Source organism: Niastella soli, assembly GCF_017742245.1.
Taxonomy (GTDB): domain Bacteria; phylum Bacteroidota; class Bacteroidia; order Chitinophagales; family Chitinophagaceae; genus Niastella; species Niastella soli.
Map to the genome: position 1 here is coordinate 639072 of NZ_JAGHKO010000011.1, position 24480 is coordinate 663551.

Sequence of the window (24480 nt, forward strand, 5' to 3'; positions counted from 1 at the left end):
GGTACTGAATTATGTCACTTAAAAAATACGGTTATGACCAGGGATCAACAATTATTGCAAATGACAAATGATTGGGAGAATAACCCCAGATGGTTTGGGATCAGGCGTCCCTACACCGCTGCCGAAGTCTTAAAATTAAGAGGCCGGGTAAATATTGAATATTCTCTGGCCAGCCAGGGGGCAGAAAAGCTTTGGAAATTATTGCATACACAGCCATATGTGGCAGCCCTTGGTGCACTTACCGGAAATCAGGCTATCCAGGAAGTGGCTGCTGGCTTAGATGCCATTTATTTAAGCGGCTGGCAGGTAGCGGCAGATGCCAATTCCGCGGGCACTATGTATCCCGATCAATCTTTATATCCTGTTAATTCAGTTCCGGATGTGGTGAAACGAATTAATAATGCGTTGCTTCGTTGCGAACAGGTAGACTCGGTAAACGGCATTACCGCTACTGATTGGATGTGCCCAATTGTAGCTGATGCGGAAGCGGGCTTTGGCGGAAACCTGAATGCTTTTGAATTAATGAAGGCAATGATTGAAGCCGGAGCCTCTGGCGTACATTTTGAAGACCAGTTGTCGAGTGTAAAAAAATGCGGGCATCTTGGTGGTAAAGTACTGGTGTCAACCCAGGAAGCCATTAATAAACTGGTGGCCGCCCGGCTGGCGGCTGATGTAATGAATACTTCCACCCTGATCATTGCAAGAACGGATGCCGAAGCAGCCAATTTGTTGACGTGTGATATTGATCCAAGGGACCAGCCATTTGTTACCGGTGAAAGGACCAACGAGGGGTTTTATCATGTGCGCAACGGGTTAGCGCAATGCATAGCGAGGGGCATTGCATATGCGCCCTATGCCGATATGCTTTGGATGGAAACGTCGCATCCTGATCTTGGGATGGCAAGGGAATTTGCCCAGGGTATTCATGAGCTGTATCCTGATAAGTTACTTGCCTATAATTGTTCTCCCTCCTTTAACTGGAAAGAGCATTTAAGCACTGGAGAAATGGAATCTTTCTGCGAGGAACTGGCTGCCATGGGCTTCAAATTCCAGTTTATAACGCTGGCCGGTTTTCATGCATTGAATCTTTCCATGTTCGAATTGTCCAGGTCGTATAAAGAAAAAGGAATGGCGGGTTTTTCTGAACTGCAGCAAAAAGAATTTGCGCTTCAGACCAAAGGTTTTAAAGCGGTAAAACATCAAAGTTTTGTTGGTACCGGTTATTTTGACACAGTTCAAAATGTTATTCAACAGGGCGCCTCCTCTACTATTGCTATGAACAATAGTACAGAAACAGCGCAGTTTCAATAAGGATGCAAATAATACAGCAAACACGGTTTGACGAATTATAAAGCCACAGCGATCGCTGTGGCTTTTATTTGTTGTTTAAAAAAGGTGTTTTAACGGGTTATAAGTAGATAGGCAAGGCGTAACTTCAAGCTATAGAAAGGATATGTCAGTTTTAAGGAATAGTTGCCTGGCAGTAATTATACAAACGGAGTGGATCTCGATCAGATAACAATCAACTTCTAACTAATAAAATTTATTGTATGATTGACTTTCAACAAAATCTCCAAACAGAGGAGCACGACTTGCAGGAAACCTTTGAAACCAGCAGGCATATCCCTGGCCTGGCAATGGGAATACCTACTTCTAAAGAATTAACAGGCATTGAAGTTCGTCTTCAAAATATAACCGTTTTGGACAATAAGACCCCGAAAGTCCCTCCATTTCCGGGTTTGGCAAAAGTATATCTTATTGCCCTTGCGGCGTCCGATGTTAATGTTCAGCCAATAACTGTCGATCTCAAAAGCTTTGAAAAGGTTGATGATGGAAGTAATCTAAATATAGATGAAGCGATGTTTTTTTGGGAAAAGAAAGAGAACAACATCGATGCACCCAGCCAGATCCATTGTTTTGTTTCATTGATAAAAAGCAAACAACCGTTGCGTGATGTAAGCAAAATAATGACAGAAGTGCAAAACGATAGCGGGTTTAAAGAAACTGTATCTACTTTAGGGGCACTAATAAGAACAGGTAGTAACCTTACTACTGTCAGCGGACTTGTATTTCAGACTGCTGGGATAATAGGGAAATTCTTAGGGCGGGTAGATGATAAGCCTCTTTTAACCTGGGTACAAAGCTTTACAAATATCCATGGCGATTTTGATGCAGTGGGTGAGCTTAAAAAGAATGCAAATAATAAATTTGCGACCATGGACCTCGCGATGACGGTTCGTGATAAAGAGAGACAGCAGGCTGCTGTTGCTGCTGCAAATGGTTAATAATAATAAGTTTCCGATAAAGAGCTGCTTCCATTTATACAAATGAAAGCAGCTCTTTATTTTTTTAATTAGCTGTTGCCGGATTGCCAGGAGCAGGGACTAATTTTCTTTCTTTGAGATCATAACGTTGTCCCTTACCCAGGAAGGTGAAAGGCTTTGCTTCTTCAGTAGCTGTTTTTGTGGCATGGCCGTCGTAAACGGCAACATAAGAATTGCCTATTACCTCAAACGTATTCTTTTGTACCACCACAGCGGTATTTTCATCTATTCCTATGCCTAACAACTCCGGACGTGTTTTAATAAACCCGGCCAGATCGAACTGGCGGTTACGGCGTAGTATGTGCTGGTCAATGGCAACATTATGAATAAAATCGAGCCCCTGGGTGTGATCGCCAACAAGTACGTTATTTCCCTTCGTGTCGCCGCGGAATAAGAATGAGCCCTGAATGGTAGCGCCGGCAGAAGTGCCGCCAATAACGCCACCCCGGTTTAACAGCGCATTAAATTCTTTATGGGCCAGCGTATTGAGGTAAGCATCTGCCAAACGCCATTGCCGGCCGCCAACAAACCAGATGCCGGTTGCTTTTTTTATGGGAGCTACAAAGCTGTCGGTATTGGCGATCTTTGGATTACGGGTATGCAGCACCACTACATTCTGTATGCCCAGGTTCTGTAATAATTCTTTTTCAAATGATTTGCCAATATGGAGCGAAGAATCTTCGCCTGCTGTTGGGATCACTACAATACGCGCATCAGGGCCGCCAGCCAGTTCTATAAAACGGGCCCAGATGTCGGGGCCCAAACGGCCGCCACCCACAATTACCAGCGACCCTTTTTCCGGCCCTATAAATTCGGTTGCTTTTTGTTGAGCGAAGTTGTTTGTTGTTGTCAATGTCAGGCTTAACGCCAGTATAACTTTATTAATTCGTGTCATGTTAAGTAGGTATGGTTTTAAGTTAGTAACCTAAATTGGGATCCAGGTATTTATCTGCAATAATTTCTGAGATCGGGATCGGAAAAACAAATTTATTCGGGTCGCTTATGTTTAGAACACTTGATACCCGGCCTGTACGAACGAGGTTGAACCAGCGGTCGGCCTCAAATGCAAACTCAAACCGTCGTTCGTTTTCAATAGCCAGTAAAATTGCTTCGGGTGTGGCAGCGGTAGCCGGTGATAAACCAGCACGGTCACGCACTGCATTTAAATCTGTTAAGGCCTGGGTGAGTTTGGTTTGTTTTACCCTTGCTTCCGAGCGAATGAGGTACAATTCCGCCACACGCATCAGATAAGCAGGATCGGTGCCGGTCGGATTTCGATAGTACAGTTTACCATACCATAAATTGCCGGGAGGTGCTGTTTGTGCAATAAGGGAATTACGATTGCCACCAATGGCCGGATCATTTAATAAAGTTACCAGGTTATTATTAGGTGCCCATTCCCGGCGCCCTCCCAGTGCTGGTGGTAACCACCAGTTATAATGACCGTTCTTGAACGATGTGCTATAGGCCAGTTCAAAAACCGATTCAGCCGTAGCAGTTACATTGTTGGCAAAAAAGGCGTTGTAAGGTTTAAGCAATTTGTAGTTGGCCGCGTCATCGATAATTTTGGAGGCATAGCTTTCTGCTTTCACCCAATCCTGCTGATATAAATAAAAGCGGGCTTTCAATGCCCATACTGTTTTTTGCGTAGCCTTGTTACGGTTGACCGTAGCTGGTAACAGCGCTTCTGCTTTGTCAAGATCACTTAATACCTGTGCATAGGTTTCTGCTAAACTGCTTCGGCGAATTCCTTCCTGGTCAGTTTTTGAGTAGGTAGGGCTTGTGATCAACTGCACACCGCCCCAGGCCCTTGCCAGGTCGAAATAGGCCAACGCCCTGATAAAGTAAGCTTCTCCCTGGTATTGATTTTTCTTTGCCTCCGTAAGTAAAGGGTCGGTTAAACGGGGAACAATATCTATGATATAATTAGCTGAGAGAATGGTTCGGTAAATGGCCATCCAGGCACTGGCAATATTTGAATTATCAGCCGTTAATGCCCGTGCTGCGATTTGCGAAGGCGCTGATTGGGAACCGGTCCATTGAATGTCGCCTCCCATTAAATAGGAGAGGGAAATGAAATTAGAACCATAGTAGCCATCGCTGCCCAGGCGGTTATACAATCCATTTACAGCAGCTTCGGCGCTTACTGCATCGGTAATGGCCACGGATGCATCTACCTGCTGCTGCGGTTGCACATTCAGGAATTTCCTGCAACTGGTTGTTAGAAGAAAAAATGCCAGGTATAGGTATAGATAACGTGTCATGATTTTTATTTACAGAGATATATTAATGCCAAACTGAATGGTGCGTGGTTGTGGAGGCGTACCAAGGTCATAACCCTGTACATTAGGGTCTGAGGTCACATTGATCTCCGGATCGGGGCCCTGGTATTTCTTCCACAACCACCAGTTGGCGCCGCTGGCATAAATGCGGATTGAATTGGTGTGTATTTTAGTTGTTAATTTTTTGGGAAGTGTATAGCCCAATGTTAAAGTGCTCAACCGAATGAATGACCCGTCTTCAATAAACCGGCTTACAGGGCTTAAAGTATAGTTTGTGCCCAATGTAGTAATACGGGGCACCTCTGTAATATCACCAGGCTTTTGCCACCGGTTGAGCTGGTTTTTATTGATAGCACGCCGGTCGTCCCGTGTACCACCCGATTCATGAAAGAAACGGTTGTTGTTAAAGATCTTGTTGCCAAACTGAAAATTGAAGAATACGGAAAAATCAAATCCTTTATACCGCAGGTTGTTGTTGAGACCGCCAAAGTATTTTGGTTGGGCATTTCCTGCTATCTGCCGGTCGTCCGCAGTGATCTTTCCATCTTTTACATAATCTTCATATACGGCATCACCTGTTTGCGGATCAACGTATAATTGGTTATATACGTAAAAAGAATGCATGGAATACCCCTGGATCATTCTTTCCGCGGAATAAGAAGCATCAACCGGGATATCCAGCTTTTCAATTTTATTTATATTGTGGGCAATGTTAAAGCTGGTTGTCCAGGTGAATTGTCGGTTGCTGATGTTGGTGGTAGAAATGCCTAATTCAAATCCTTTGTTACTGATCTCTCCGGCATTGCTCGATATGGAGGAGAAGCCAGTGGTTACTGGTAAGGGCAGACTTAACAACAGATCACTGGTGTATTTTTTATATAGGTTGAATTCGATGCTGATGTGGTCTTTCAATAATCCAAGGTCAATGCCAAGGTTGGTTTGCCGGGTGGTTTCCCAGCTTAAACCGGTGTTGCCCAGTTGTTGGGGTACAGTACCGGGATTGTCGAGATAATTTGCACCGCCATTCCATAAATTACGGGAAGCAAAATTACCAATACCATTCTGATTTCCGGTTATCCCAATATTCGCCCGCAATTTTAACGTACTGATGGCATTAACATCCCTGATAAATGATTCCTCACTGGCCAGCCATGCCAGGCCTACAGATGGGAAATAACCCCATTGTTTGTTGGTGCCGAATTTGGAAGAAGCGTCGCCACGTACATTGAACTCGGCAAAATATTTACCGCCATAGTTATATTCCAGTCTGCCAAATACCGATACCTGCCGGTTGCCGGCACTGCTGCTGGAGGAAGTGGTGGTTGCTGCAGAAGCAATTTGTTTATAAGAGTCGTTGGGAAAATTGGTGCCCTGGGCCGAGGTCACTGTTTCTACTGCTCCCTGCACTGAATTCCCCACCAGCACACCCAGGCTATGCTGGCCCGGTTTTGCTTTATAGGAAAGCGTTTGTTCTGTTATCCAGATGGCATTCTTACTGATGCTGGAAGTAGCAAGTCCTTTACTGGCGCTGCCGCGGTTGGTAAGACTATTCCAGTATTCATATTCGTTATAATCATTATAGTCAATGCTCCAGCTTGTTCTGAATTTAAGGTTGCGTAAAAGATCCGCCTCACCATACATATTCCCAATGTAGCGGATGCTGGTGCTGTGCATGTCAGTGTATTTGATCAATACATCCAGGTTATCGAATCCGGCCCATTTGGCGTAGGTGCCATCGTCGTTGAATTTAGGCAGGTAAGTGGGCGTGTGCAGAGCAGCTTGTAAGATGCCGCCTTGCGGGCCATCACCCACCCGCGCATTGGTACGGTAAGAACGCGATAATAAATTGCTTGATCCTATTCGAACTTTGCTGTTTATCTGCTGGTCGAGATTGAATTTAAAACTGGCCCGCTGAAAGTCATTTGTACGCAGGATAGCTTGTTGTTTGTTATACCCTCCCCCTATATAATAGCGGGTTTTATCATTTCCGCCTGACACAGACAGGTCATAGTTTTGCAGATTGCCTGTTCTGAAAATATCATGCAACCGGTCATAGGTAGGTTGTTCTTCCGGAAGTCCGCGCCCGCCTTCAGATTTAAGGCGGAAGGGCCTGGTTGAAGCCGGTTTGCCATCATTGATCCAGGCTTCATTGATGATGGTTGCATGTTCCGGGCCGGTAACCAGGTCCCATAATTCCGGTGCCCAAGAGGAACCGTAATAGGCATTGGCGTTCACTTTTGGCAGGGTATTGTATTGACCACGTTTTGTTGTGATCAATATAACGCCATTGGCTGCGCGGGCGCCATAAATGGCAGTGGCTGAAGCGTCTTTTAATACCGAGATGCTTTCAATGTCCGCGGGGTTAATGTCTGCAAGCGGATTATTAGCCTGCCCCTGGGTGGTTATTTTTTGTAATGACTGATTATTGATAAAAACACCATCTATCACATACAACGGATCATTGCCTGCATTGATAGAGGTTGTGCCTCTAATGCGAAAGAAGATGCCATCGCCGGGAATGCCGGTATTAGCGCTTATCTGAACGCCGGCTACCCGGCCCTGCAATTGCTGGTCAAAGCTGGCTACGGGTTTATTCTTTATTTCATCTGCTTTTACCGTGGCTACTGCACTTACCAACGATTTTTTACTTTGTGCGCCATAACCCACCACTACCACTTCTCCCAGCGCATTGCTGGTAGTAGCAATAGTTACGTCAATGAGCTGTTGGCCATTGACGGGTTGTTCAACCGCTGTATGGCCGATGGCGGTGATCAATAAAATATCATTTGATGGGACCAATAAACTGAACTGGCCATTTTCATCAGTGCTGGTGCCTATGTTAGCCGTTTTTGCTTTCACCGATACACCGGCTACAGGTTTTTGTGTTCCCGTTTCCCGAATGGTACCCTTTACCGGAATGGTTGTTTGGGCATAGACTGCTATTGTAACAAAAAGAAAGGTTGTTATGAATAAGAATGGCTTTGGTAGTGCTGTCACATGTCGGTTTCGGTACATACAATTATTGTTATAGGGGTGTTACTCGTGTTCGTTTTCTTCGGCGAAATTTCTACCACCGCTTACCAGGTTAGCAAAAAAGATACTGTTCAGGAACAACCGGGTTGTGCCCAGCCAATAACTACGGTAAGTGGGATCGTCGGCAAACAACACTACCTGTCCGTTGCCACTGTTGCTAAACAAAATAGTTGCTGAATTGCTTACTTTTTTAATGTTCTCTTTGGATGCATAGCCATTTACAAACGGTTTGCTGTCATACAGCGCTACGGTTGCATACTTGTTGGTGCTGCTTTGTAAAAAGGTATTGCTGTTCTTGTTGACAAACAATTTGCGGGTGGTAATGCCAAAAGCCAAGGGATGGGTAGTGTCGAGATCGGCAGTGAAAATGGCGCCATTGATACGTTTGGCGCCTTCTACATCCTGCTGCGCGTCATAGTCAAGCCGATTGTTTTTGCCTTTTGATCCCGGTTCAATCTCGGGTCTTTCTACACTGCTTTGTCCAAATGAAGTTTGCTGAACAGGACGCAAGGGGCGATTGTCTGTTGCTGCCACAGTAGTTGCAGGCGATGCGGGTTTGCCTTCGGGCTGCGCATCGGGGAGCAACTTCTCTTTTGTGAGCTCGTTTTGGATGGCCCAGGCGCTGGCGTTTTGCAGGGTGATGAGCACACCGCCTTCAGCTACCCAGTCCTTTATTTTTTCAATGGTGGCTTTATTCCAGGCACTGTAATTCCCGCCAGGCAGTATCAATGTATTGTAACGTTTCAACGAGGCCCGTTCAAAGTTTTGCAGGTCCAGTTTTACCACAGGTAATCCTAAGTGCTGATTCAAAAGAAACCAGACCTGTCCAGCTTCTGATGAGGTGACGCCCTGACCAAATGCCAGCGCCACTTCGGGTTTTCGAATGGCTTTTATATTGCTGCTGCCTAAGTCGATGCCTTCTGCACTAAAACCAGTGGAAACTGCAGTGAAGGTGATGTTTGCATTTTCCGCCACTTGTTTTATAAGTTTGTACAGGCTGTCTGCTGCAATATTTTGTCCTGCTACGGGAATGATAAGTGTGCCATTGCCAAACGCCTTTTTGCTGTTGTTATAATTAATGGTAAAGGGCCTGAATGCCGTTTTTACCAGGATCTCTTTTTGTAATAAAGTATACAGGGCTTTGGTGGCATTGAAATCAGTATAAGCGGTTATATAGGCGAGGTTTGATTGTCCGCCCAGTACTTCCCCTTTTGCTGAAACGGGCGTGGTTACCTGTTTGCCTTTTATAAAAGTGGGTGCATTGATGGCGGCATATTGTAAACCATAAGCGTGTATCACACTCCACCCGGTGTTGTCGTAAAAGATACTATCCTTTAAAATGTTCTCTTCAAACAGGGAATGAACGATCAGGTAATTGGGTTGTTCTGCCGGAACAAGGTAGCTTTTTCCCTTTTCGAACTTTTTACCATCCTGTAGGGTATTTCCATCCAGTTCGTATACCTGGATGTGATGTTGCAATAACAGGTTCAAAAATTTAATGGTGAGGTTTTCGTCACGACTGTCGCCAAAAATGTAAGCTTTTGTTTTGCTGGCTTTAGCTTGGTCCAATGCGTTCTTAAAAAGATTCTTCTGCACCCTGAATAAATTGGCTTTTTCCGCTACTGAACCCCGAATGGTTGATAAGCTGGTGGTTACATGGTTGCGAATGGAAAAAGAAAAGGTGAGCAAACCGTTGGTTGATTCTGTTACCAGTCCGCGTGAACCGGCTTCTTCAAATGTAGCTGCTACACTGCCATAAAACTTTGGATAGGTGCTGCCATAAATGGGCGAGAGGTTATCGTAATTTTCTTTGGTGAAATATAATGAACCGATCTCATCGAGGGCTTTTGCATGATAGGTGGCCAATACGGCGTTCTCATCATACAGGAACTGTGGTACGATAGGGCTTTCATGGCGCTTAGGGGTTGGTTCAAAATAATAGGTGGCATTGGAGCCCTGTTCATGAAAATCGATCTGTACGTTGGGATACCATTGGTGAAAGAACTGTACCCGGTTCCGGCTTTCAACATGTACCAGGTTCAGCCAGTCTCTATTGAGATCAGCAAAGTAATGATTGGTTCTGCCACCAGGCCATTGCTCCTGGTGTTCTTTATCCAGTGGGTCGGCAATTGGTGGAAAGGAGGCATAACTATTGAACCAGTTGGCAGCGCGGTCGCGGCCATCAGGGTTTAATGAAGGATCAATAAAGATAACGGCTTCCTTTAGCCACTGTTGGGTTTCCGGGTCGTTGTTGGCAGCAAGGTACCAGGCGGTGAGCATGCTTACTTCTGCGCTTGATGATTCATTGCCGTGTACATTATATCCGAGGTGAATGATCACCGGCGCTTTGCTGTCGATAATTGGTTTGGCCGGATCAACGAGTGTGAGGTGCTCCTGTCTGATCTCCTCCAGCCGGTTATAATTGTCGGACGATGTAATGGTGGCAATGATCTGTTCTCTTTCTTCATACGTTTTGCCGATGGTTTGTACATGTATGCGGTTGCTTACCCGGGCCAGCTCGCGGAAGTAAGCAACAATCTGTTCGTGTCTTGTATAATGGGTGCCTATTGCATAACCGAGAAAACTTTCGGGCGAAGGAATAGCTGCGTCAAAAGTGGTTGCCCTGGGAAAAAAGTAACTGGTTTGTGCCAGACCGGAAAATGCCGGCAGTAATAGTAGCAGGGGTATAATATTTCGAAGTTTCATAAAAACGATTTTTGTGTCAATTGTTTTGGTTTATTAGTAACCATCGTTTTGCTGCGCGTCGGGGTCTGATAAAATATCGGAATAGGGCAGAGGAAATACCCAGTAGTTTTTATTAGTGATCCCCAGGATGTCATCCACTCTTTCGGTACGCACCAGGTCGAACCAGCGATGGGCTTCAAAAGCGAACTCGATACTGTTCTCATTTTCTATAGCCTGAAGCAAGTCGCCTTTGGTAGCGGCTTTTGAGTCAGCTACCCCTGCACGGTTCCTGATCCTGTTCAGATCGGATAGGGCGCCATTGAGGTCCTCTAACTGTGCCCTGGCTTCTGCTCGTACCAGGTACAGTTCGGCTATGCGGATTATATAGGAGGGATCGGTGCTGGTAGCGCTGGTGTTGTACAGTACGCCGTATACATTATCGCCGGTGCCGGCGATAAGACTGTTCCGGCTGCCGCCAATTGCCGCATCGTTTATTTTGCTTACAAAGGAGGCGGAAGGTTTTAAGGTATACTGTCCACCGGCGGAACTGGGGTACCACAAATTCCAGAAAGAGTTTTTATCATTGGCCGAGAAGGTTAATTCAAAAACAGATTCTGTTGTGCCGAAGGGTGTTGTAAAGAATGCTTTAAAAGGTGTTACCAGGGCGTACTTGGGATTGGTGATCACCTGTGAGGCGTATTTGTCGGCTTCTGCCCATTCTTTTCTATATAAATGTAATCGTGCCCGCAATGCCCGGGCCGTACTTTTTTGCGCCCGGTTACGCGTGCTGGCATCTTCGGGTAATAGATCTTCTGCTTTTATCAGGTCGTTCAATACCTGGTCATAGGTTTGTTGCAGTGTACTGCGTTTTATTCCCCGTGCTGCGGAGAGGTTGGTGGTTGGTTGTAATTGTAATTGCACCCCGCCCCAACCGCGACCCAGGTCGAAATAACCCAGTGCCCGAATAAAGTAAGCTTCGCCAAGCAGTTTGTTTTTTTCTGCAGCCGATAATAAAGGATCTGTAACCTCCGGTACATATGCTATTGCACTGTTGGCGGAGTTGATTGCCTTGTAAATATTCTGATAGGCAGCCACAGTGGTTACATTGTCTGCCGGTATGGCGTTCTGGTCTAGTTGCAGATACTGGCTTAACGTACCATAAAAGATCACATTATCGGCTGTTATAGTACCCAGGGTAGGGTAGCTGGCCGCATAGTAATCCTGCACCGAGTTGTAGGCGCCAATAATAGCCGCTCTGGCAGTAGCGGCATCGGTAATGCTTTTGTTAGTGGGTAACGCATTGTTAGGCGTTTCTTCCAGGAATTTTTTGCAGGAAGAAAGAAGGAATAAACCGCCTATAAGTATGATAGAGCTGATACCTGATTGCATAATGTATTTTTTCCCGTTAAAAAACAAGGTTTAAACCTATCTGAATTGTTTTTGGTTGTGGCACTGTAGCCCAATCGTACCCAGCTGTGTTTTGATTACCGCTTTGTGAACTTACTTCCGGGTCGGGGCCACCGTATTTGGTGATAGTGATGAGGTTGGTGCCCTGGATATATGCCCTGATGTTGTTGAATTTTAGTTTATTGATTATAGATGAAGGCAGGGTATAGGAAAGTGACAGGGTCCGTAACCGTATAAACGAACCATTCTCAAGGTACCTGCTGCTTAAATTGGCTACGTTACCGCCATAATTATTGGCAGCGCTGTTATTGGCTTCAATATTACGATTGGAAGTAGTTACGCGTGGGATGTCGGTAATGTCGCCTGGTTTTTGCCAGCGTTCCAACTGCCGGGGCACAAACCCGATATTGGCCTGGGTATTTCCATGCACCAGGAAGAAATCGTTCATGTTCATGATCTTGTTTCCTTGCTGGAAATAGAAAAAGATGTTCAGGTCAAACCCTTTATAGCTGAAAGAATTGGTAAATCCACCGGTGTAACGGGGCAGTGCATTGCCAACGATCTGGCGATCGGCTGCTGTGATGTTGCCTTCTTTGGTAAGATCTTCATACACTGCATTTCCTGTTTGCGGATCAACATACAATTGTTTATAGAGCTGGAAGGAGTTCACCGCATACCCTTGTCGCAGAATGGAAATATTGCGTCCTGATGCGCCCAGTGTAATATCCGAGGCCAGCTTTTCAATACGATTGGTGTTTTGTGAAATGTTGAACTCGGTTGTCCATTTGAAAGTGCGGGTATTGATATTGGTTGAACGGATAGCCAGTTCAAATCCCTTGTTGCTCACAGCCCCATAGTTTTGTAAGTAAGTGGCAAAGCCTGTTCTGTTGGGCACTGGAACGTTTAACAATAAGTCATAAGTGTACTTGTTATAATAATCAACAGACACAAACAAGCGGCTGTTTAAAATACTGAACTCAGTACCGAGATCGGATTGGCGGGTAGTTTCCCAGGTAAGATCCGGATTGGCCAGTTGTGATGGGGCAATACCGGGCTGGTCGAGGTAATTACTGCCTGATTGCCATAGTCCCTGTGCTGCATACGGACCAATCCCATTCTGATTGCCTGATAAACCAATACTTGTCCTAAAGCGCAATTCATTGAACAGGTTTAAGGATTGAATAAAATCTTCCTGATCGGCCCGCCAGGTAAAACCACCCGAGGGGAAATATCCCCACCGATGGTTCTCCCCAAATTTGGAGGAACCATCTGCGCGGAAACTCGCATCAAGGGTATACCGGTTGTTATAGGTGTAACTGGCTTTTGCAAATACTGATAATAGCTTAGACCTGCTTTCCGCTGATGATCCGGAACGTACAGAAGCCACGGATACTGCTGTAAGGTCATTGCTGGCAAACCCGGTGCCTGTAGCGCTGGTGCTTTGAGACAGTACCGTATTAATGGTATTGCCCACCAGGGCGTTGATGCTGTGTTTGCCGTCCTCACCAAATGATTGTATAAACGTAAGTACCTGTTCGTTGGTGAGCACCAGGTTCTTGGTTTCGTAAGAAGCGGCAGACCCATTACTGGCCACACCAGCTGCCAGTAAACTACTGGTGAAATTATTTTCATATTCACTGGCATTATCAAGGCTCCAACTGGTACGGAGTTTTAATTGAGGCAGTATGGCATATTCACCATACACATTTCCGATCGTGCGCCAACCCACTGCATTATTTCCCAGGTAATTGATCAGGGCCAGATGATTATCAAAGCTACCATAACGGGCATAGGTGCCATCAGAATTAAAAACGGGCAGGTAGCTGCGCACAAAAATGGCGGAATTAATGACACCCTGAGGGTTATTATCATTACTACTAACATTACGCCAGGTACGGCTGATGTTTACACTGGTACCGATCTTTACTTTCTGGTTCAGGTAATTGTCATAGTTCAAACGGCCCGAATACCGTTCGAAGTTCGAAGGGCGTACAATGCCTTCCTGTTTAATGTAACCGAATCCGGCATAATAGGCGCTTTTGTCGGTTCCGCCCTGAACAGCCACTTCATAATTGCTGGTATGTGCGGTGCGGAACAGATCGGAGATCCGGTCAAAAGTGGGTTGTGAATCGGGTTCGGCAATAAGGGAAGGTGGCGGCAATGCCGGATTGTCCTTCACTGTATTGATCCGTGATTCATTGGTCAGCAGGGCTGTTTCGGGTCCGGAGGCCACTTTGAACTTTTTAGTGGCTGTACTCCAGCCATGATATCCGTTCAAACTGACTTTAGCCCGGCTGTTCAAACGGCCACGTTTGGTAGTTACGATCACCACGCCATTGGCACCCAATGAACCATATATGGCGGTAGCATTGGCATCTTTTAAAATAGTGATGTTCTCTATGTCTGAAGGGTTTATGTCTGCGATGGGATTAGAGCCCTGTTGCTGCCCCATACCGGTTTGAATAGGATCGGTATTGGAAATAAAAACACCATCGATGATATATAAGGGATCAACCGAAGCATTGATGGAATTATTACCTCGTATTCTGAATGTTATACCGCCACCTGGAACGCCCGAGTTGGCATTCACCTGTACACCGGTTGCTTTTCCCTGCAGCAATTGATTGAACCCGCTGGCCGGCACATCGCGGAAAGCCTGGCTGTTAATAGTTTGAATGGAACCGGCGATCAGTTTTTTATTCTGGGTGCTGTAGCCGGTAACCACTACTTCATCGAGGTTCCTTTCATTTCTAATGAGCCTGAATGAGGAAGGCGTTATGGTTGTAATATTAAATTCCCCTTTTTGATAACCGGTATGGCTTATCAATAATAATACCGGTAGTACTGGTACAGTAACTGTAAAGCCGCCTTTGCTGTTGGTGAGGGTTTGAATGGCTTGTCCTTTAACCTGGATGGTCACTCCTTCCAATGGTGTTTGTTCATCGGACAAAACAGTGCCGGAAATAGTGGTTTGGGCTACCAGCATATGCGAAACAAGCAGGAATAGTAATAGGTTAAACCCTTTTGGGTAGAGCCGGTTCATGAAGCAGTTTTTTTAAATGAATGAATTGCCGTACACAAGGTGTACAGATTAGAACTTATAAGTCATTTCAATAACGGCAAGAAAACGCATTCATTCAGCTTGGTACGAAAGCACATTCATTCAAGGAGGGGGATGGTGATCAACAACAACAGGTGAAAGAGAAATATTTTTTCATTGTGTGCCTTTTGAATTGTAAAACCTACTAATTTAGTAGACAAATATAACGTCATCTTTTTTGTATCGCCAAAAAAATTATATACAGCGTTTGTAATATTAAATATTTATAGTTTATGAAACCTCTTGCTATCTATCACGAACATCCGGATTGGTTTAAGCCCTTATTTGCAGAATTGGAGAAAAGAGGGATGCCTTACGAGCGTATCAACCCCGCTCAACATAGTTTTGATATAACCGATACCGTAAACAGATATTCGTTATTTTTTAATCGTATGAGTCCATCGGCCTATTTACGGGATGGTGCATAGGGGATATTCTTTACGCTTTCATACCTGCAACACCTGGAATTGTTTGGTACTAAAACAATTAATGGGTACAAGGCATTCAGCTATGAAGTATCAAAAGCGGCACAGCTCTCGCTGTTAAAAAAGCTGGGCCTGGGTTATCCGCGTACGGTGGTGATCAATCATACTTCACAATTATTGCGGGCAGTACAAGGGCTTCGGTTTCCGGTTGTAGTGAAGGCTAATATTGGTGGCAGTGGTGCCGGAATTACAAAATATGATTCTGTAGTATCATTACGGGCGGCTATAGAAGACAACGAAATATCACTGGGCATAGATAACACGGCGTTGGTGCAGGAGTTTATTCCGGCTCGTGGTGGTTATATAACGCGGGTAGAAACGCTGGCAGGGCGCTATTTGTATGCAATTAAAGTTTACACCACCGGAGAATCTTTTAATCTGTGCCCGGCCGATATCTGCCAGACAAGCGATGGGAAAGAGTTGTTACGAAATGCCTGTGCTCTGGATGCGCCTAAAAACGGACTTAAAGTAGAAGGATACACACCGCCTGCTGAAGTTATACAAGCCATTGAATCCATTGTGCAACACGCAGGTATTGATGTAGGGGGCATTGAATATATGATAGACGACCGCGACGGTAAACTGGTATATTATGACGTAAATGCCCTGTCGAACTTTGTGGCCGATGCGGTGAATGTTATTGGGTTTAACCCGCATGAGAAACTGGTTGACTTTTTAGCAACCCAGGCCCTGGGTAAAAAGACCTTACAATCAATAAATGCCTCACTAACTCAATAATAATATACCATTATGAAATACGGATACTGGCTACCCGTCTTCGGCGGCTGGCTGCGAAATGTAGCCAATGAGAATATGCAACCGACCTGGGAGTATGTAAAAAAGCTGGCCCAGCGAAGCGAACAGTTGGGCTACGATCTCTCCCTGATCGCTGAATTGAATTTAAATGATATTAAGGGTGTTGAGGCCCCCAGCCTCGACGCCTGGAGCACGGCAGCGGCGCTGGCAGCGGTTACCAGAAAGCTGGAATTGATGGTGGCTGTTCGGCCCACTTTTCATAACCCTGCCTTGTTGGCAAAAACTGCTGCCAATATTGATCACATCAGTAATGGCCGTATTTCCCTGAACGTGGTGAGCAGTTGGTGGAAAGATGAAGCGGAAAAGTATGGCGTTCAGTTTGAACAGCATGATGACCGGTATGCCCGTACGGAAGAATGGCTGACGGTGCTGGATAATATCTGGAAAAAAGATCACTTTAGTTTTGAGGGCCGGTATTACAAAGTAACCGATAATATCCTGCAGCCAAAACCTGTTTCAAGACCCCGGCCATTGCTTTATGCTGGTGGTGAAAGTGAACGGGCCAAAGACCTGATCTCCTCCTTATGCGATGCTTATGTAATGCATGGCGACAGTCCGGAAACCATCGGGAAACGCATAAAGGATATGAACGAAAGGCGTGATAAAAAAGGGTTGCCACCATTACAATATGGAGTGGCGGCATATAGCATTATCCGAAATTCAGAAGCAGAAGTGAAAAAGGAATTAGAACGTATAACTAATGTACAGGAGGGGAGCCCCGGGTATAGTAATTATCAGCAGTGGCTTGCCGGCACTCAATTGGAACAACGGGTATCCCTGGAAGATTATTCTGTCAGCAACCGGGGCCTACGAAGCGGGCTTATTGGAACGCCACAACAAGTGCAGGACCGGATCGGAGAATTTGAACGGGCAGGCGTGAATTTATTTTTGTTGCAATGCAGTCCGCAGTTGGAAGAAATGGAGCGTTTTGCGGATACTGTTATTCAATATCAGGAGGAAATTGAACATGTCAAATAATAACTTTCCTTTTTTGTGGGTAGCAATTGTTCTGACAGGGATGGCCATGTTGATACATTACTGGCATTTGATCAACCGGTTCTTTACATCAAAAAAGGAACCATCGGTTCCTAATGAAGAAGATGCTGTTCCCTGATGTCTGTTTACAGGGAAAATTTAGCAGGCAGGAATGGAGTTAAATAGATATCAATATCAGTTTCTATTACATTATTAAAGATATTGGTGGCTATCATTTGCCCGGCAAATGCTATCAAAAGAACCATTTCCTCTTTATTGTGATATTGTTCCAGGCTATTATATACATGGTTGGCTATACAACCTTTGTGTTCGGCAATGGCACTTCCAAAATCGATCAGTGCTTTTTCGTGGTCATTTAATAATAACCGGTCAGGGTCTTCGCCATTTTCGATCATTATTTTCCTGAAATAAGCGGCACATAAGGAACAGTTGGATGCATTGGAAACTGCCCATGCATACAGATAGGCAGCCCTTTCGCCAATTTGTTGTTTTACTTTTTCATATAAGGGATACCATTGCATGTAAATGGTAAATGACAGCATGGAATGCCCTAATGTAGCTTTCGAATTTGTAATGGGCGTGTTGTAATCATTCACGTGCTCATCAAACGCCTCTCGGGTAACAAGTGGCAGATTGTCTATAGTAACCGGAGCGATCCTTGCCATAATAGTGTTTTTAATATTGTATGTTAACGTGATTCTTTGGGAATTATTATTGCGTATATTTGTCCACTAAATATGTAGACTAAATTACGAAATACTGATGAAATATTTAAATATTCCTGGCTTATATAATTCGGGAGATGATCACTGGCAAACAAAATGGGAGCGTTTATACCCGGACCGTTTTGCCCGGGTGCAGCAGGATGACTGGGATACGCCTGTTAAAGAAAGCTGGGTAGATCGATTAGATAAAACCGTTAAAGAAATTGATACCCCCACCATTCTGGTTGCTCATAGCCTGGGATGTATTACTGCGGTTCACTGGGCAGTTACGCATTATTCACCGTTTATTTGCGGGGCATTGCTGGTAGCGCCAGCCGATGTGGAAAATTCAGACAAGGCGATCCTGAAGAACTTTGCCCCGGTTCCGGTAGAGAAATTATTTATGCCAACCATTGTTGTTGCCAGTATGAACGACCCCTATTGTGCCATGGAGCGTGCGGCAAAATGGGCTGCGTATTGGGGCAGTCGTTTTGTTGGGATAGGCGATAAGGGGCATATTAATGGCGAGTCTGATCTACAGGATTGGAAGGATGGCTTAGCTCTTTTAAAAACGCTCGAAGGGGGTGTTGTAGCATGATTGAAATAAAAGGCCTGACGAAATATTTTTATCAAAAGAACAGGGAGGTGGCAGCCTTGCAGGATGTATCGTTGACTGTTCCGCCGGGAAAAATATATGGCATTATCGGTGCTTCCGGCGCAGGAAAGAGCACATTGATCCGCTGCGTTAATTTATTGGAGAAACCAACGTCGGGAGAGGTGGTTGTAAACGGTATATCGCTGTCAACACTTTCCAGCAGGGAGTTAACCCGTGAACGAAGACAGATCGGCATGATCTTTCAGCATTTCAATTTATTGTCATCACGTACCATATTTGACAATGTGGCGTTTCCGCTTGAGCTTACCCACACGCCAAAAGCGGAAATACGGGAACGGGTAAATGATTTATTGCAGTTGGTAGGTTTGACAGACAAGGCGGCTGATTACCCGGCCAGTTTATCGGGCGGTCAAAAACAACGTGTTGCCATTGCCCGGACCTTAGCGAATAATCCCAAAGTGCTTTTATGCGACGAGGCTACAAGCGCACTCGATCCGGCAACTACCAAATCGATCCTGGCCTTATTAAAAGATATAAACAGGCGTCTGGGAATAACCATCCTGCTCATTACACATGAAATGGAAGTGGTTAAAGCGATCTGTGATTATGCGGGTATTTTGTCGCAGGGAAAATTGATAGAACAGGGGACGGTGAGTGAGATCTTTGCCCACCCGAAAACCGGGGTTGCCCGGGATTTTATTTCTTCCACTTTTCATGTGGAGTTGCCAGGATTCTATACAAGGCGGTTGCAGGCGTGTCCCTATGTTGACTGCGGGGTTTTAATAAAGGTGCAGTTTGCCGGACAAGCTGGTATAGATGTGCTCATCAGTGAGGTGGTAAACCGGTTCCATATTCAATCAAAAATAATAAAAGCCCAGGTAGACAGCCTGGATGAAGTGACGTTTGGCGTTGTGCTGCTTGAGTTGAGCGGCAATGCAGCAGCCAGGGAGTTTACATTACAATATTTTACTGACAATCAATTAAAAGTGGAGGTATTGGGCTATGTCTGAAGCTATGTTACCCTTATTTTTAAAGGGCATTGGAGAAACAATTGTCATGACGTTTGCCGGCGGCTTCTTTGGCTTTGTGCTCGGCCTGCCTGCGGGTGTATTGCTATTTTTAACCCGTAAAGGGCAGGTGCTGGAGCATGTGCTTTTTAACCGTATCACCTCCGTGATCGTGAACATCTTCCGTTCTATACCTTTTATTATTCTAATTGTTTGGATGATCCCGTTTACAAGGGCATTAGTGGGAACATCTATCGGGGTAGCAGCGGCCCTGGTTCCATTAAGCATTGGTGCGGCGCCATTTATAGCACGCATGGTAGAGAACAGTTTGCTGGAAGTGCCCGGCGGATTGATAGAAGCGGCAAAAGCGATGGGCGCCACACCTTTTCAAATAGTGTATAAAGTATTATTGCCTGAAGCCCTGCCATCATTGATCAATTGTGCTACCATTACCCTGATCACCCTTGTCGGTTATTCTGCCATGGGCGGGGCGGTAGGCGCAGGTGGCTTGGGCCAGATCGGCTATCAATACGGTTATGTTGGTTATGATGTGCTGGTAATGAATGCGGTATTGATCCTGCTGGTAATTCTTGTATTTATTATTCAATTCACAGGTGATCGAATTGCCCGGGCTGTTGATCACAGGTGACACAAATGGTTAGCTGATAAATCCTATTAATGTTTAGAATATGAAAATCCAACAATTCTTTCCTGATTTTATTGTATTCATTGTAACTGGCCTGTTGATCAGTCTATTGATCAGTTGTGCGGGAAGTGGTAATAAAAAAAATGCCAAACATCTTAAGGTGGGCGTTGTATCGGGGCCTGAATTTAATATCGCCAATGCCGCCAAAGAAGTGGCCCTTAAAAAATATAATCTCGATGTAGAACTGATAACTTTCAATGACTATGTTATTCCCAATGAAGCATTAAGTCAGGGCGATATTGACCTGAATGCCTTTCAGCATAAACCATACCTGGATGCGCAATCAAAGCAACGTGGATACAAACTGGCCATTGTGGGTAATACATTTGTATATCCCATTGCCGGCTATTCCCGAAAGATCAAGAGCCTTGGTGAATTGCAGGCGGGAAGTACTATTGCTATTCCTAATGATCCCACTAATGGAGGCCGCTCATTGCTGTTATTGCAAAAGAATAACCTGCTGCAATTGAAAGAAGGGGTGGGGCTGCTGCCAAAGATCACAGACATTGTTGCAAATCCGAAAAATATAAAAATTGTTGAGCTGGAAGCGCCCCAGTTACCAAGGTCGTTAGACGATCAGCAGATCACGATTGCTATTATCAATAATAACTTTGCTGCGCAGGCAGGGCTTATCTCTACCCGCGATGGTTTGTTTGTTGAAGATAAAAGCTCTCCTTATGTAAATCTTATCGTGGCCAGGGATGATAATAAAAGCGATGAAAAAGTTAAACAATTTGTTGCTGCTTACCAGTCTGTTGAGGTTGAGCAGGTGGCTGAAAAAGAATTCAAAGGAGGAGCTATAAAGGGTTGGTAAGGTCTTTTTGCTGCTGGTTGTTAGGGGCCCTTCCTGTTGTCGTTAGATATTATTTTTTTTCGGTTAAATAATCTTTTTATATTTGTCTACATAAATAGTGTACTAATCCTGTTTTATTCCTCACTGTTAATCGCCAGCAGTTCGGGGAGGGAAAATTAACCTTTAAAGTTTACAATAATGGACACCCAGAGCCATTTGGCAAACACCTGCATGGCGATTAAATTCCGTTTTCGTTCTTCAGCGAATTTTTATTGTTGCTGTTGTTGTTGAACAATACAGTCTGATTATATAATTCATGCAGTCTGCATGAATGTTTCCCGCTATCATTCTATTTCCTGGTCAACAGTCAGTAGTATTCCTGTAAAGTCGGCGATTGGCTTTATATGAATGCCGGCTGTTGACCAGGGAAAGATTATGCTGCATATTCTTTAAGTAACTCCCAACGCAGTAAAACCTGCACAATGAAAAATTTTACCAAACCAAAGCTGACTGGCTTATTATTTCTTTTCCCATTTATAGCCGCTTTATTTGTTTCGGTCATAGGGTTTGCACAAACCAGTACCCTTGCCGGCCGGATAATTGATGAGCGTACAAATGTCCCCCTGGCAGGCGCCACCATTCAAATAAAAGGCAGTACACATAAAGTAGTTACAAACGATAAAGGTGAATTTACCTTCATCACCGCACAACATCTGCCGTTGACATATATTGTAAGTTATGTAGGCTATCAGACCATTGAAGCCATTCAAGATGGGCCCGGTCTATTTACAATTACGTTAGTACAAGCCAATAATAAACTAAAGGATATTGTAGTGGTAGGCTATGGAACGCAATCAAGAAAAAACCTGGCAAGTGCGGTGAGCTCCGTAAATACTTCTCAAATAGAAGACGTGCCTGCTGCAAGTATTGATCAGTTACTGCAGGGGAAAGCAGCGGGGGTTCTGGCTTCGGCCAATTCTCCTGTGCCAGGCACTGGTATTTTTCTAAGGGTACGGGGTTCTACTTCTATTAATGCTACCAATGATCCCCTGTATGTGGTGGATGGGGTGTTCATTAATAACAGAAGCCTGCAATCTGTGTCAACGGGTGGACAGGTAACCAACCCATTGGCTGATCTGAATCCGGCGGATATTGAATCAATTGAGATCCTGAAAGATGCCAATGCTACGGCTATATACGGATCAAGAGGTGCAAATGGTGTTGTGGTGATCACAACAAAGCATGGTAAACTGAACAACAAGGCTAAGGTGAATATTGGCTATTATTATGGCTCTTCTTCTGCAAGGAAATTCTGGAAAACACTTGCCGGGCCCGAAGAAGGTATTCTTCAAAATGAAACCTGGCTCAATGATGGCAAGCCATACGCTACAAGGCCATTTCGTCCGGTCGCTGAAGGCGGTCTGGGATTACCGGAAGAACAACCGACCAATGACCGGATCGGGATCATCTTTCAGGATGCGCCCACGCATAACATAGATATCTCAACAACAGGCGGTGATACCAAAACAAGTTTTTATATTGGCGGGAATTATTACGATCAGGAAGCTATTGTTAAGCCTGATGCTTTCAAACGGTACAGCGTTCGGGTAAACCTTGACCATCAACTCAGAGAATCAGCAAAGATTGGATTTTCAATTGATGGGGTAAAAACAGACCGGATAAAAAGCCCGAACAACAATGTGCCCTATGGCGCAGTAAACGGAGCTTTGTACACGCCTGCCTATCTTCCTTTGTTTAATCCAGATGGGTCATATGCCAGGCCATCACTTTTTGAAAACCCATACGCAGCTATACGGGAAGTAAACTTCACTGATATTGGTGCCCGGTTTACCGGCAATGGGTTTGGTGAGTTTACGATCGTAAAGGGATTGAAGTTCAGAACAAGTTGGAGTATTGATTTTAATGAATCGAAGGAGGATAATTTTTATAGCTCTAAAACCTATGTGGGGCAGGCGCCTACAAATGGTTCTGCCACTTCTGCCATCACCCGCAATCTTACTTTAATAAATGAGCAGTTGCTCACGTATAATAAAACTTTCAATGGGGTGCATTTATTAAGCCTGACGGCAGGGAATACGATACAAAAAGAACGTTTTGAAATAACAAGTGTTACGGGGATCGGCTTTCCTACTGATGAATTTTCAAAAATTGCTTCTGCTGCGATACAAACGGGCACCTCTTCCTCTTCGGATGCCGGATTGGTTTCTTATTTCAGTCGGGTTAATTATATTCTCAATAATAAATATTCCATTGATATTAATTTCAGGGCGGACGCTTCTTCACGTTTTGGTAAGGACCACCGGTGGGGCTATTTCCCTGCTGCTGGCGTATCATGGCGGGCCGGGCAGGAAGATTTTGTCAGAGCGCTTGGTATTTTTACCGATCTGAAATTCAGGGCGAGTTACGGTAGCACCGGTAACCAAAACGGCATTCCCGATTTTGCCGCGAAGGGCTTATGGTCTGGCGGAAATAACTACCAGGATGTTTCAGGTACAGCACCTAATCAATTAGCCAATCCTGACCTTCGTTGGGAAACCACCAAACAGGCGGACATTGGTATAGATGCCGGTTTCCTGGCCAATAGAATAACTGTTGGTTTTGATTTCTATCGTAAGTATACCACTAATCTTTTACTGCAATTGCCAATAGCCAGTCAAACTGGTTATAACAACATTTTTGCCAATGCGGGAGAAATGAGCAATGAGGGATATGAGCTGAATATAAATGCCGATCTATGTCAATATAAAAATTTCACCTGGAGCTTCAATTTGAATGTAGCTACTAACAAAAACAAGATCCAAAAACTGCCTGCCCCTATTATTAAAACCGGGGTTATCATTCTGCAGGAAGGTTCTCCTTTGTATTCTTTTTACCTGCATAAACAATTTGGAGTTGATCCCCAAACGGGTAATGTGTTGTTCGATGACCTTAACAAGGATGGAAATGTTACAGACGCCGATCTGCAAATCCTTGGCAATGCATGGCCAAAATATTTTGGTGGCTTAACCAATGAATTTACCGTCTTCAAAAATTTCGATGTACAAGCATCGCTCTATTATAGCCTTGGTAATGATGTCTGGAATAATACCCGGTACCGGATGGGTCATGGTGGGTCAAGAAATGGGGTGTTTGCTATGTTAAAGGAAGAATTGGGCCGCTGGCAAAAAACAGGAGATATAACGGATGTGCCGCGTTTAACTGTTGCAGGCAATAATGCAGCTATTATTCCAAGCCGTTTTCTGGAAGATGGTTCCTTTGTTCGCCTGCGTAATCTTTCTGTTGGTTATTCAATACCTAAATCGTTGCTTAACCGCTGGAGTATTACCACGCTGCGCCTATATTTCTCTGCCACCAACCTGTTTACCCTTACCAAATATAAAGGTGTTGATCCCGAAGTAAATGTTTCAAATGGTGATCAGAATATTCTTGGGTATGATCAGGCCATTGCACCGCAACCAAGGACGTTGCAGGTTGGGTTTAATATTGCTTTCTAAAAATTGAATTA

Annotated in this window: 17 protein-coding genes; 10 read left to right on the forward strand and 7 right to left on the reverse strand. The window is 44.7% G+C overall.

What is annotated here, in order from left to right; all coding sequences use genetic code 11:
* Positions 1-33 precede the first annotated feature (33 nt).
* Positions 34-1311 carry an isocitrate lyase gene (gene aceA / locus J7I42_RS28450; RefSeq protein WP_209142628.1) on the forward strand — a complete coding sequence of 426 codons (1278 nt, stop codon included), beginning with the start codon at positions 34-36 and terminating at the stop codon, positions 1309-1311.
* 239 nt (positions 1312-1550) lie between these two features.
* Positions 1551-2285 (forward strand): hypothetical protein, encoded by a 735-nt coding sequence (locus tag J7I42_RS28455; protein ID WP_209142630.1) that lies wholly within the window; start codon positions 1551-1553, stop codon positions 2283-2285.
* A 64-nt stretch (positions 2286-2349) separates the two neighbouring features.
* Here J7I42_RS28455 and J7I42_RS28460 read toward each other — a convergent pair whose 3' ends face one another.
* Genes J7I42_RS28460 through J7I42_RS28485 form a run of 6 tightly spaced genes read right to left on the reverse strand, consistent with a single transcriptional unit; the run spans position 2350 to position 14774 of the window.
* Positions 2350-3219 carry a cyanophycinase gene (locus tag J7I42_RS28460; protein WP_209142632.1) on the reverse strand — a complete coding sequence of 290 codons (870 nt, stop codon included), beginning with the start codon at positions 3217-3219 and terminating at the stop codon, positions 2350-2352.
* Positions 3220-3241: 22 nt separating this feature from the next.
* On the reverse strand, positions 3242-4588 hold the full coding sequence (locus J7I42_RS28465; RefSeq protein ID WP_209142634.1) for a RagB/SusD family nutrient uptake outer membrane protein: 1347 nt from the start codon (positions 4586-4588) through the stop codon (positions 3242-3244).
* A 9-nt stretch (positions 4589-4597) separates the two neighbouring features.
* A complete protein-coding gene (locus J7I42_RS28470) occupies positions 4598-7621 on the reverse strand; it encodes a SusC/RagA family TonB-linked outer membrane protein (RefSeq protein WP_209142636.1) in 3024 nt (1007 codons plus the stop codon).
* Positions 7622-7642: 21 nt separating this feature from the next.
* Positions 7643-10345 (reverse strand): M14 family zinc carboxypeptidase, encoded by a 2703-nt coding sequence (locus J7I42_RS28475; RefSeq protein ID WP_209142638.1) that lies wholly within the window; start codon positions 10343-10345, stop codon positions 7643-7645.
* Positions 10346-10378: 33 nt separating this feature from the next.
* Positions 10379-11713, reverse strand: a complete 1335-nt coding sequence (locus J7I42_RS28480) for a RagB/SusD family nutrient uptake outer membrane protein (RefSeq protein ID WP_209142640.1) — start codon at positions 11711-11713, stop codon at positions 10379-10381.
* 16 nt (positions 11714-11729) lie between these two features.
* On the reverse strand, positions 11730-14774 hold the full coding sequence (locus J7I42_RS28485) for a SusC/RagA family TonB-linked outer membrane protein (protein ID WP_209142642.1): 3045 nt from the start codon (positions 14772-14774) through the stop codon (positions 11730-11732).
* Between the two features lie 290 nt (positions 14775-15064).
* Here J7I42_RS28485 and J7I42_RS28490 point away from each other — a divergent pair, with 290 nt between their 5' ends.
* From J7I42_RS28490 to J7I42_RS28500, 3 genes are read left to right on the forward strand one after another with little or no spacing between them, the layout of a single operon-like run.
* Positions 15065-15259 (forward strand): hypothetical protein, encoded by a 195-nt coding sequence (locus tag J7I42_RS28490; protein WP_209142644.1) that lies wholly within the window; start codon positions 15065-15067, stop codon positions 15257-15259.
* 39 nt (positions 15260-15298) lie between these two features.
* The gene (locus tag J7I42_RS28495) at positions 15299-16054 is read left to right on the forward strand and encodes an ATP-grasp domain-containing protein (protein ID WP_209142646.1); all 756 of its coding nucleotides are present in this window, start codon (positions 15299-15301) and stop codon (positions 16052-16054) included.
* 12 nt (positions 16055-16066) lie between these two features.
* Positions 16067-17110 (forward strand): LLM class flavin-dependent oxidoreductase, encoded by a 1044-nt coding sequence (locus J7I42_RS28500; protein ID WP_209142648.1) that lies wholly within the window; start codon positions 16067-16069, stop codon positions 17108-17110.
* A 143-nt stretch (positions 17111-17253) separates the two neighbouring features.
* Here the strand turns inward: J7I42_RS28500 and J7I42_RS28505 are convergent, their stop codons facing one another.
* Entirely contained in the window at positions 17254-17793 is a 540-nt protein-coding gene (locus tag J7I42_RS28505) for a carboxymuconolactone decarboxylase family protein (RefSeq protein ID WP_209142650.1), read from the reverse strand.
* Between the two features lie 97 nt (positions 17794-17890).
* Between J7I42_RS28505 and J7I42_RS28510 the strand changes: the two genes are divergently transcribed.
* The 5 genes from J7I42_RS28510 (at position 17891) to J7I42_RS28530 (ending at position 24469) form a co-directional block, all read left to right on the forward strand.
* Positions 17891-18430 carry an RBBP9/YdeN family alpha/beta hydrolase gene (locus J7I42_RS28510; protein WP_209142652.1) on the forward strand — a complete coding sequence of 180 codons (540 nt, stop codon included), beginning with the start codon at positions 17891-17893 and terminating at the stop codon, positions 18428-18430.
* Positions 18427-19458, forward strand: coding sequence for a methionine ABC transporter ATP-binding protein MetN (metN, locus tag J7I42_RS28515; protein WP_209142654.1), 1032 nt, complete (start codon positions 18427-18429; stop codon positions 19456-19458). The genes J7I42_RS28510 and metN overlap by 4 nt, the downstream gene beginning before the upstream one ends.
* Positions 19451-20104, forward strand: a complete 654-nt coding sequence (gene metI / locus J7I42_RS28520) for a methionine ABC transporter permease MetI (protein WP_209142656.1) — start codon at positions 19451-19453, stop codon at positions 20102-20104. The genes metN and metI overlap by 8 nt, the downstream gene beginning before the upstream one ends.
* A gap of 40 nt (positions 20105-20144) precedes the next feature.
* On the forward strand, positions 20145-20975 hold the full coding sequence (gene metQ / locus J7I42_RS28525) for a methionine ABC transporter substrate-binding lipoprotein MetQ (RefSeq protein ID WP_209142658.1): 831 nt from the start codon (positions 20145-20147) through the stop codon (positions 20973-20975).
* A gap of 461 nt (positions 20976-21436) precedes the next feature.
* On the forward strand, positions 21437-24469 hold the full coding sequence (locus J7I42_RS28530) for a SusC/RagA family TonB-linked outer membrane protein (RefSeq protein WP_209142660.1): 3033 nt from the start codon (positions 21437-21439) through the stop codon (positions 24467-24469).
* Positions 24470-24480: the final 11 nt, after the last annotated feature.

Bases quoted from the DNA above. Each gene is read 5' to 3' on its own strand.
- J7I42_RS28455 (WP_209142630.1), top strand. From the start codon at position 1,551: ATGATTGACTTTCAACAAAATCTCCAAACAGAGGAGCACGACTTGCAG.
- J7I42_RS28530 (WP_209142660.1), top strand. From the start codon at position 21,437: ATGAAAAATTTTACCAAACCAAAGCTGACTGGCTTATTATTTCTTTTC.
- J7I42_RS28510 (WP_209142652.1), top strand. From the start codon at position 17,891: ATGAAATATTTAAATATTCCTGGCTTATATAATTCGGGAGATGATCAC.
- J7I42_RS28465 (WP_209142634.1), bottom strand. From the start codon at position 4,588: ATGACACGTTATCTATACCTATACCTGGCATTTTTTCTTCTAACAACC.
- J7I42_RS28500 (WP_209142648.1), top strand. From the start codon at position 16,067: ATGAAATACGGATACTGGCTACCCGTCTTCGGCGGCTGGCTGCGAAAT.
- J7I42_RS28485 (WP_209142642.1), bottom strand. From the start codon at position 14,774: ATGAACCGGCTCTACCCAAAAGGGTTTAACCTATTACTATTCCTGCTT.
- metN (WP_209142654.1), top strand. From the start codon at position 18,427: ATGATTGAAATAAAAGGCCTGACGAAATATTTTTATCAAAAGAACAGG.
- J7I42_RS28460 (WP_209142632.1), bottom strand. From the start codon at position 3,219: ATGACACGAATTAATAAAGTTATACTGGCGTTAAGCCTGACATTGACA.
- metI (WP_209142656.1), top strand. From the start codon at position 19,451: ATGTCTGAAGCTATGTTACCCTTATTTTTAAAGGGCATTGGAGAAACA.
- J7I42_RS28505 (WP_209142650.1), bottom strand. From the start codon at position 17,793: ATGGCAAGGATCGCTCCGGTTACTATAGACAATCTGCCACTTGTTACC.
- aceA (WP_209142628.1), top strand. From the start codon at position 34: ATGACCAGGGATCAACAATTATTGCAAATGACAAATGATTGGGAGAAT.
- metQ (WP_209142658.1), top strand. From the start codon at position 20,145: ATGAAAATCCAACAATTCTTTCCTGATTTTATTGTATTCATTGTAACT.
- J7I42_RS28470 (WP_209142636.1), bottom strand. From the start codon at position 7,621: ATGTACCGAAACCGACATGTGACAGCACTACCAAAGCCATTCTTATTC.
- J7I42_RS28480 (WP_209142640.1), bottom strand. From the start codon at position 11,713: ATGCAATCAGGTATCAGCTCTATCATACTTATAGGCGGTTTATTCCTT.
- J7I42_RS28475 (WP_209142638.1), bottom strand. From the start codon at position 10,345: ATGAAACTTCGAAATATTATACCCCTGCTACTATTACTGCCGGCATTT.
- J7I42_RS28490 (WP_209142644.1), top strand. From the start codon at position 15,065: ATGAAACCTCTTGCTATCTATCACGAACATCCGGATTGGTTTAAGCCC.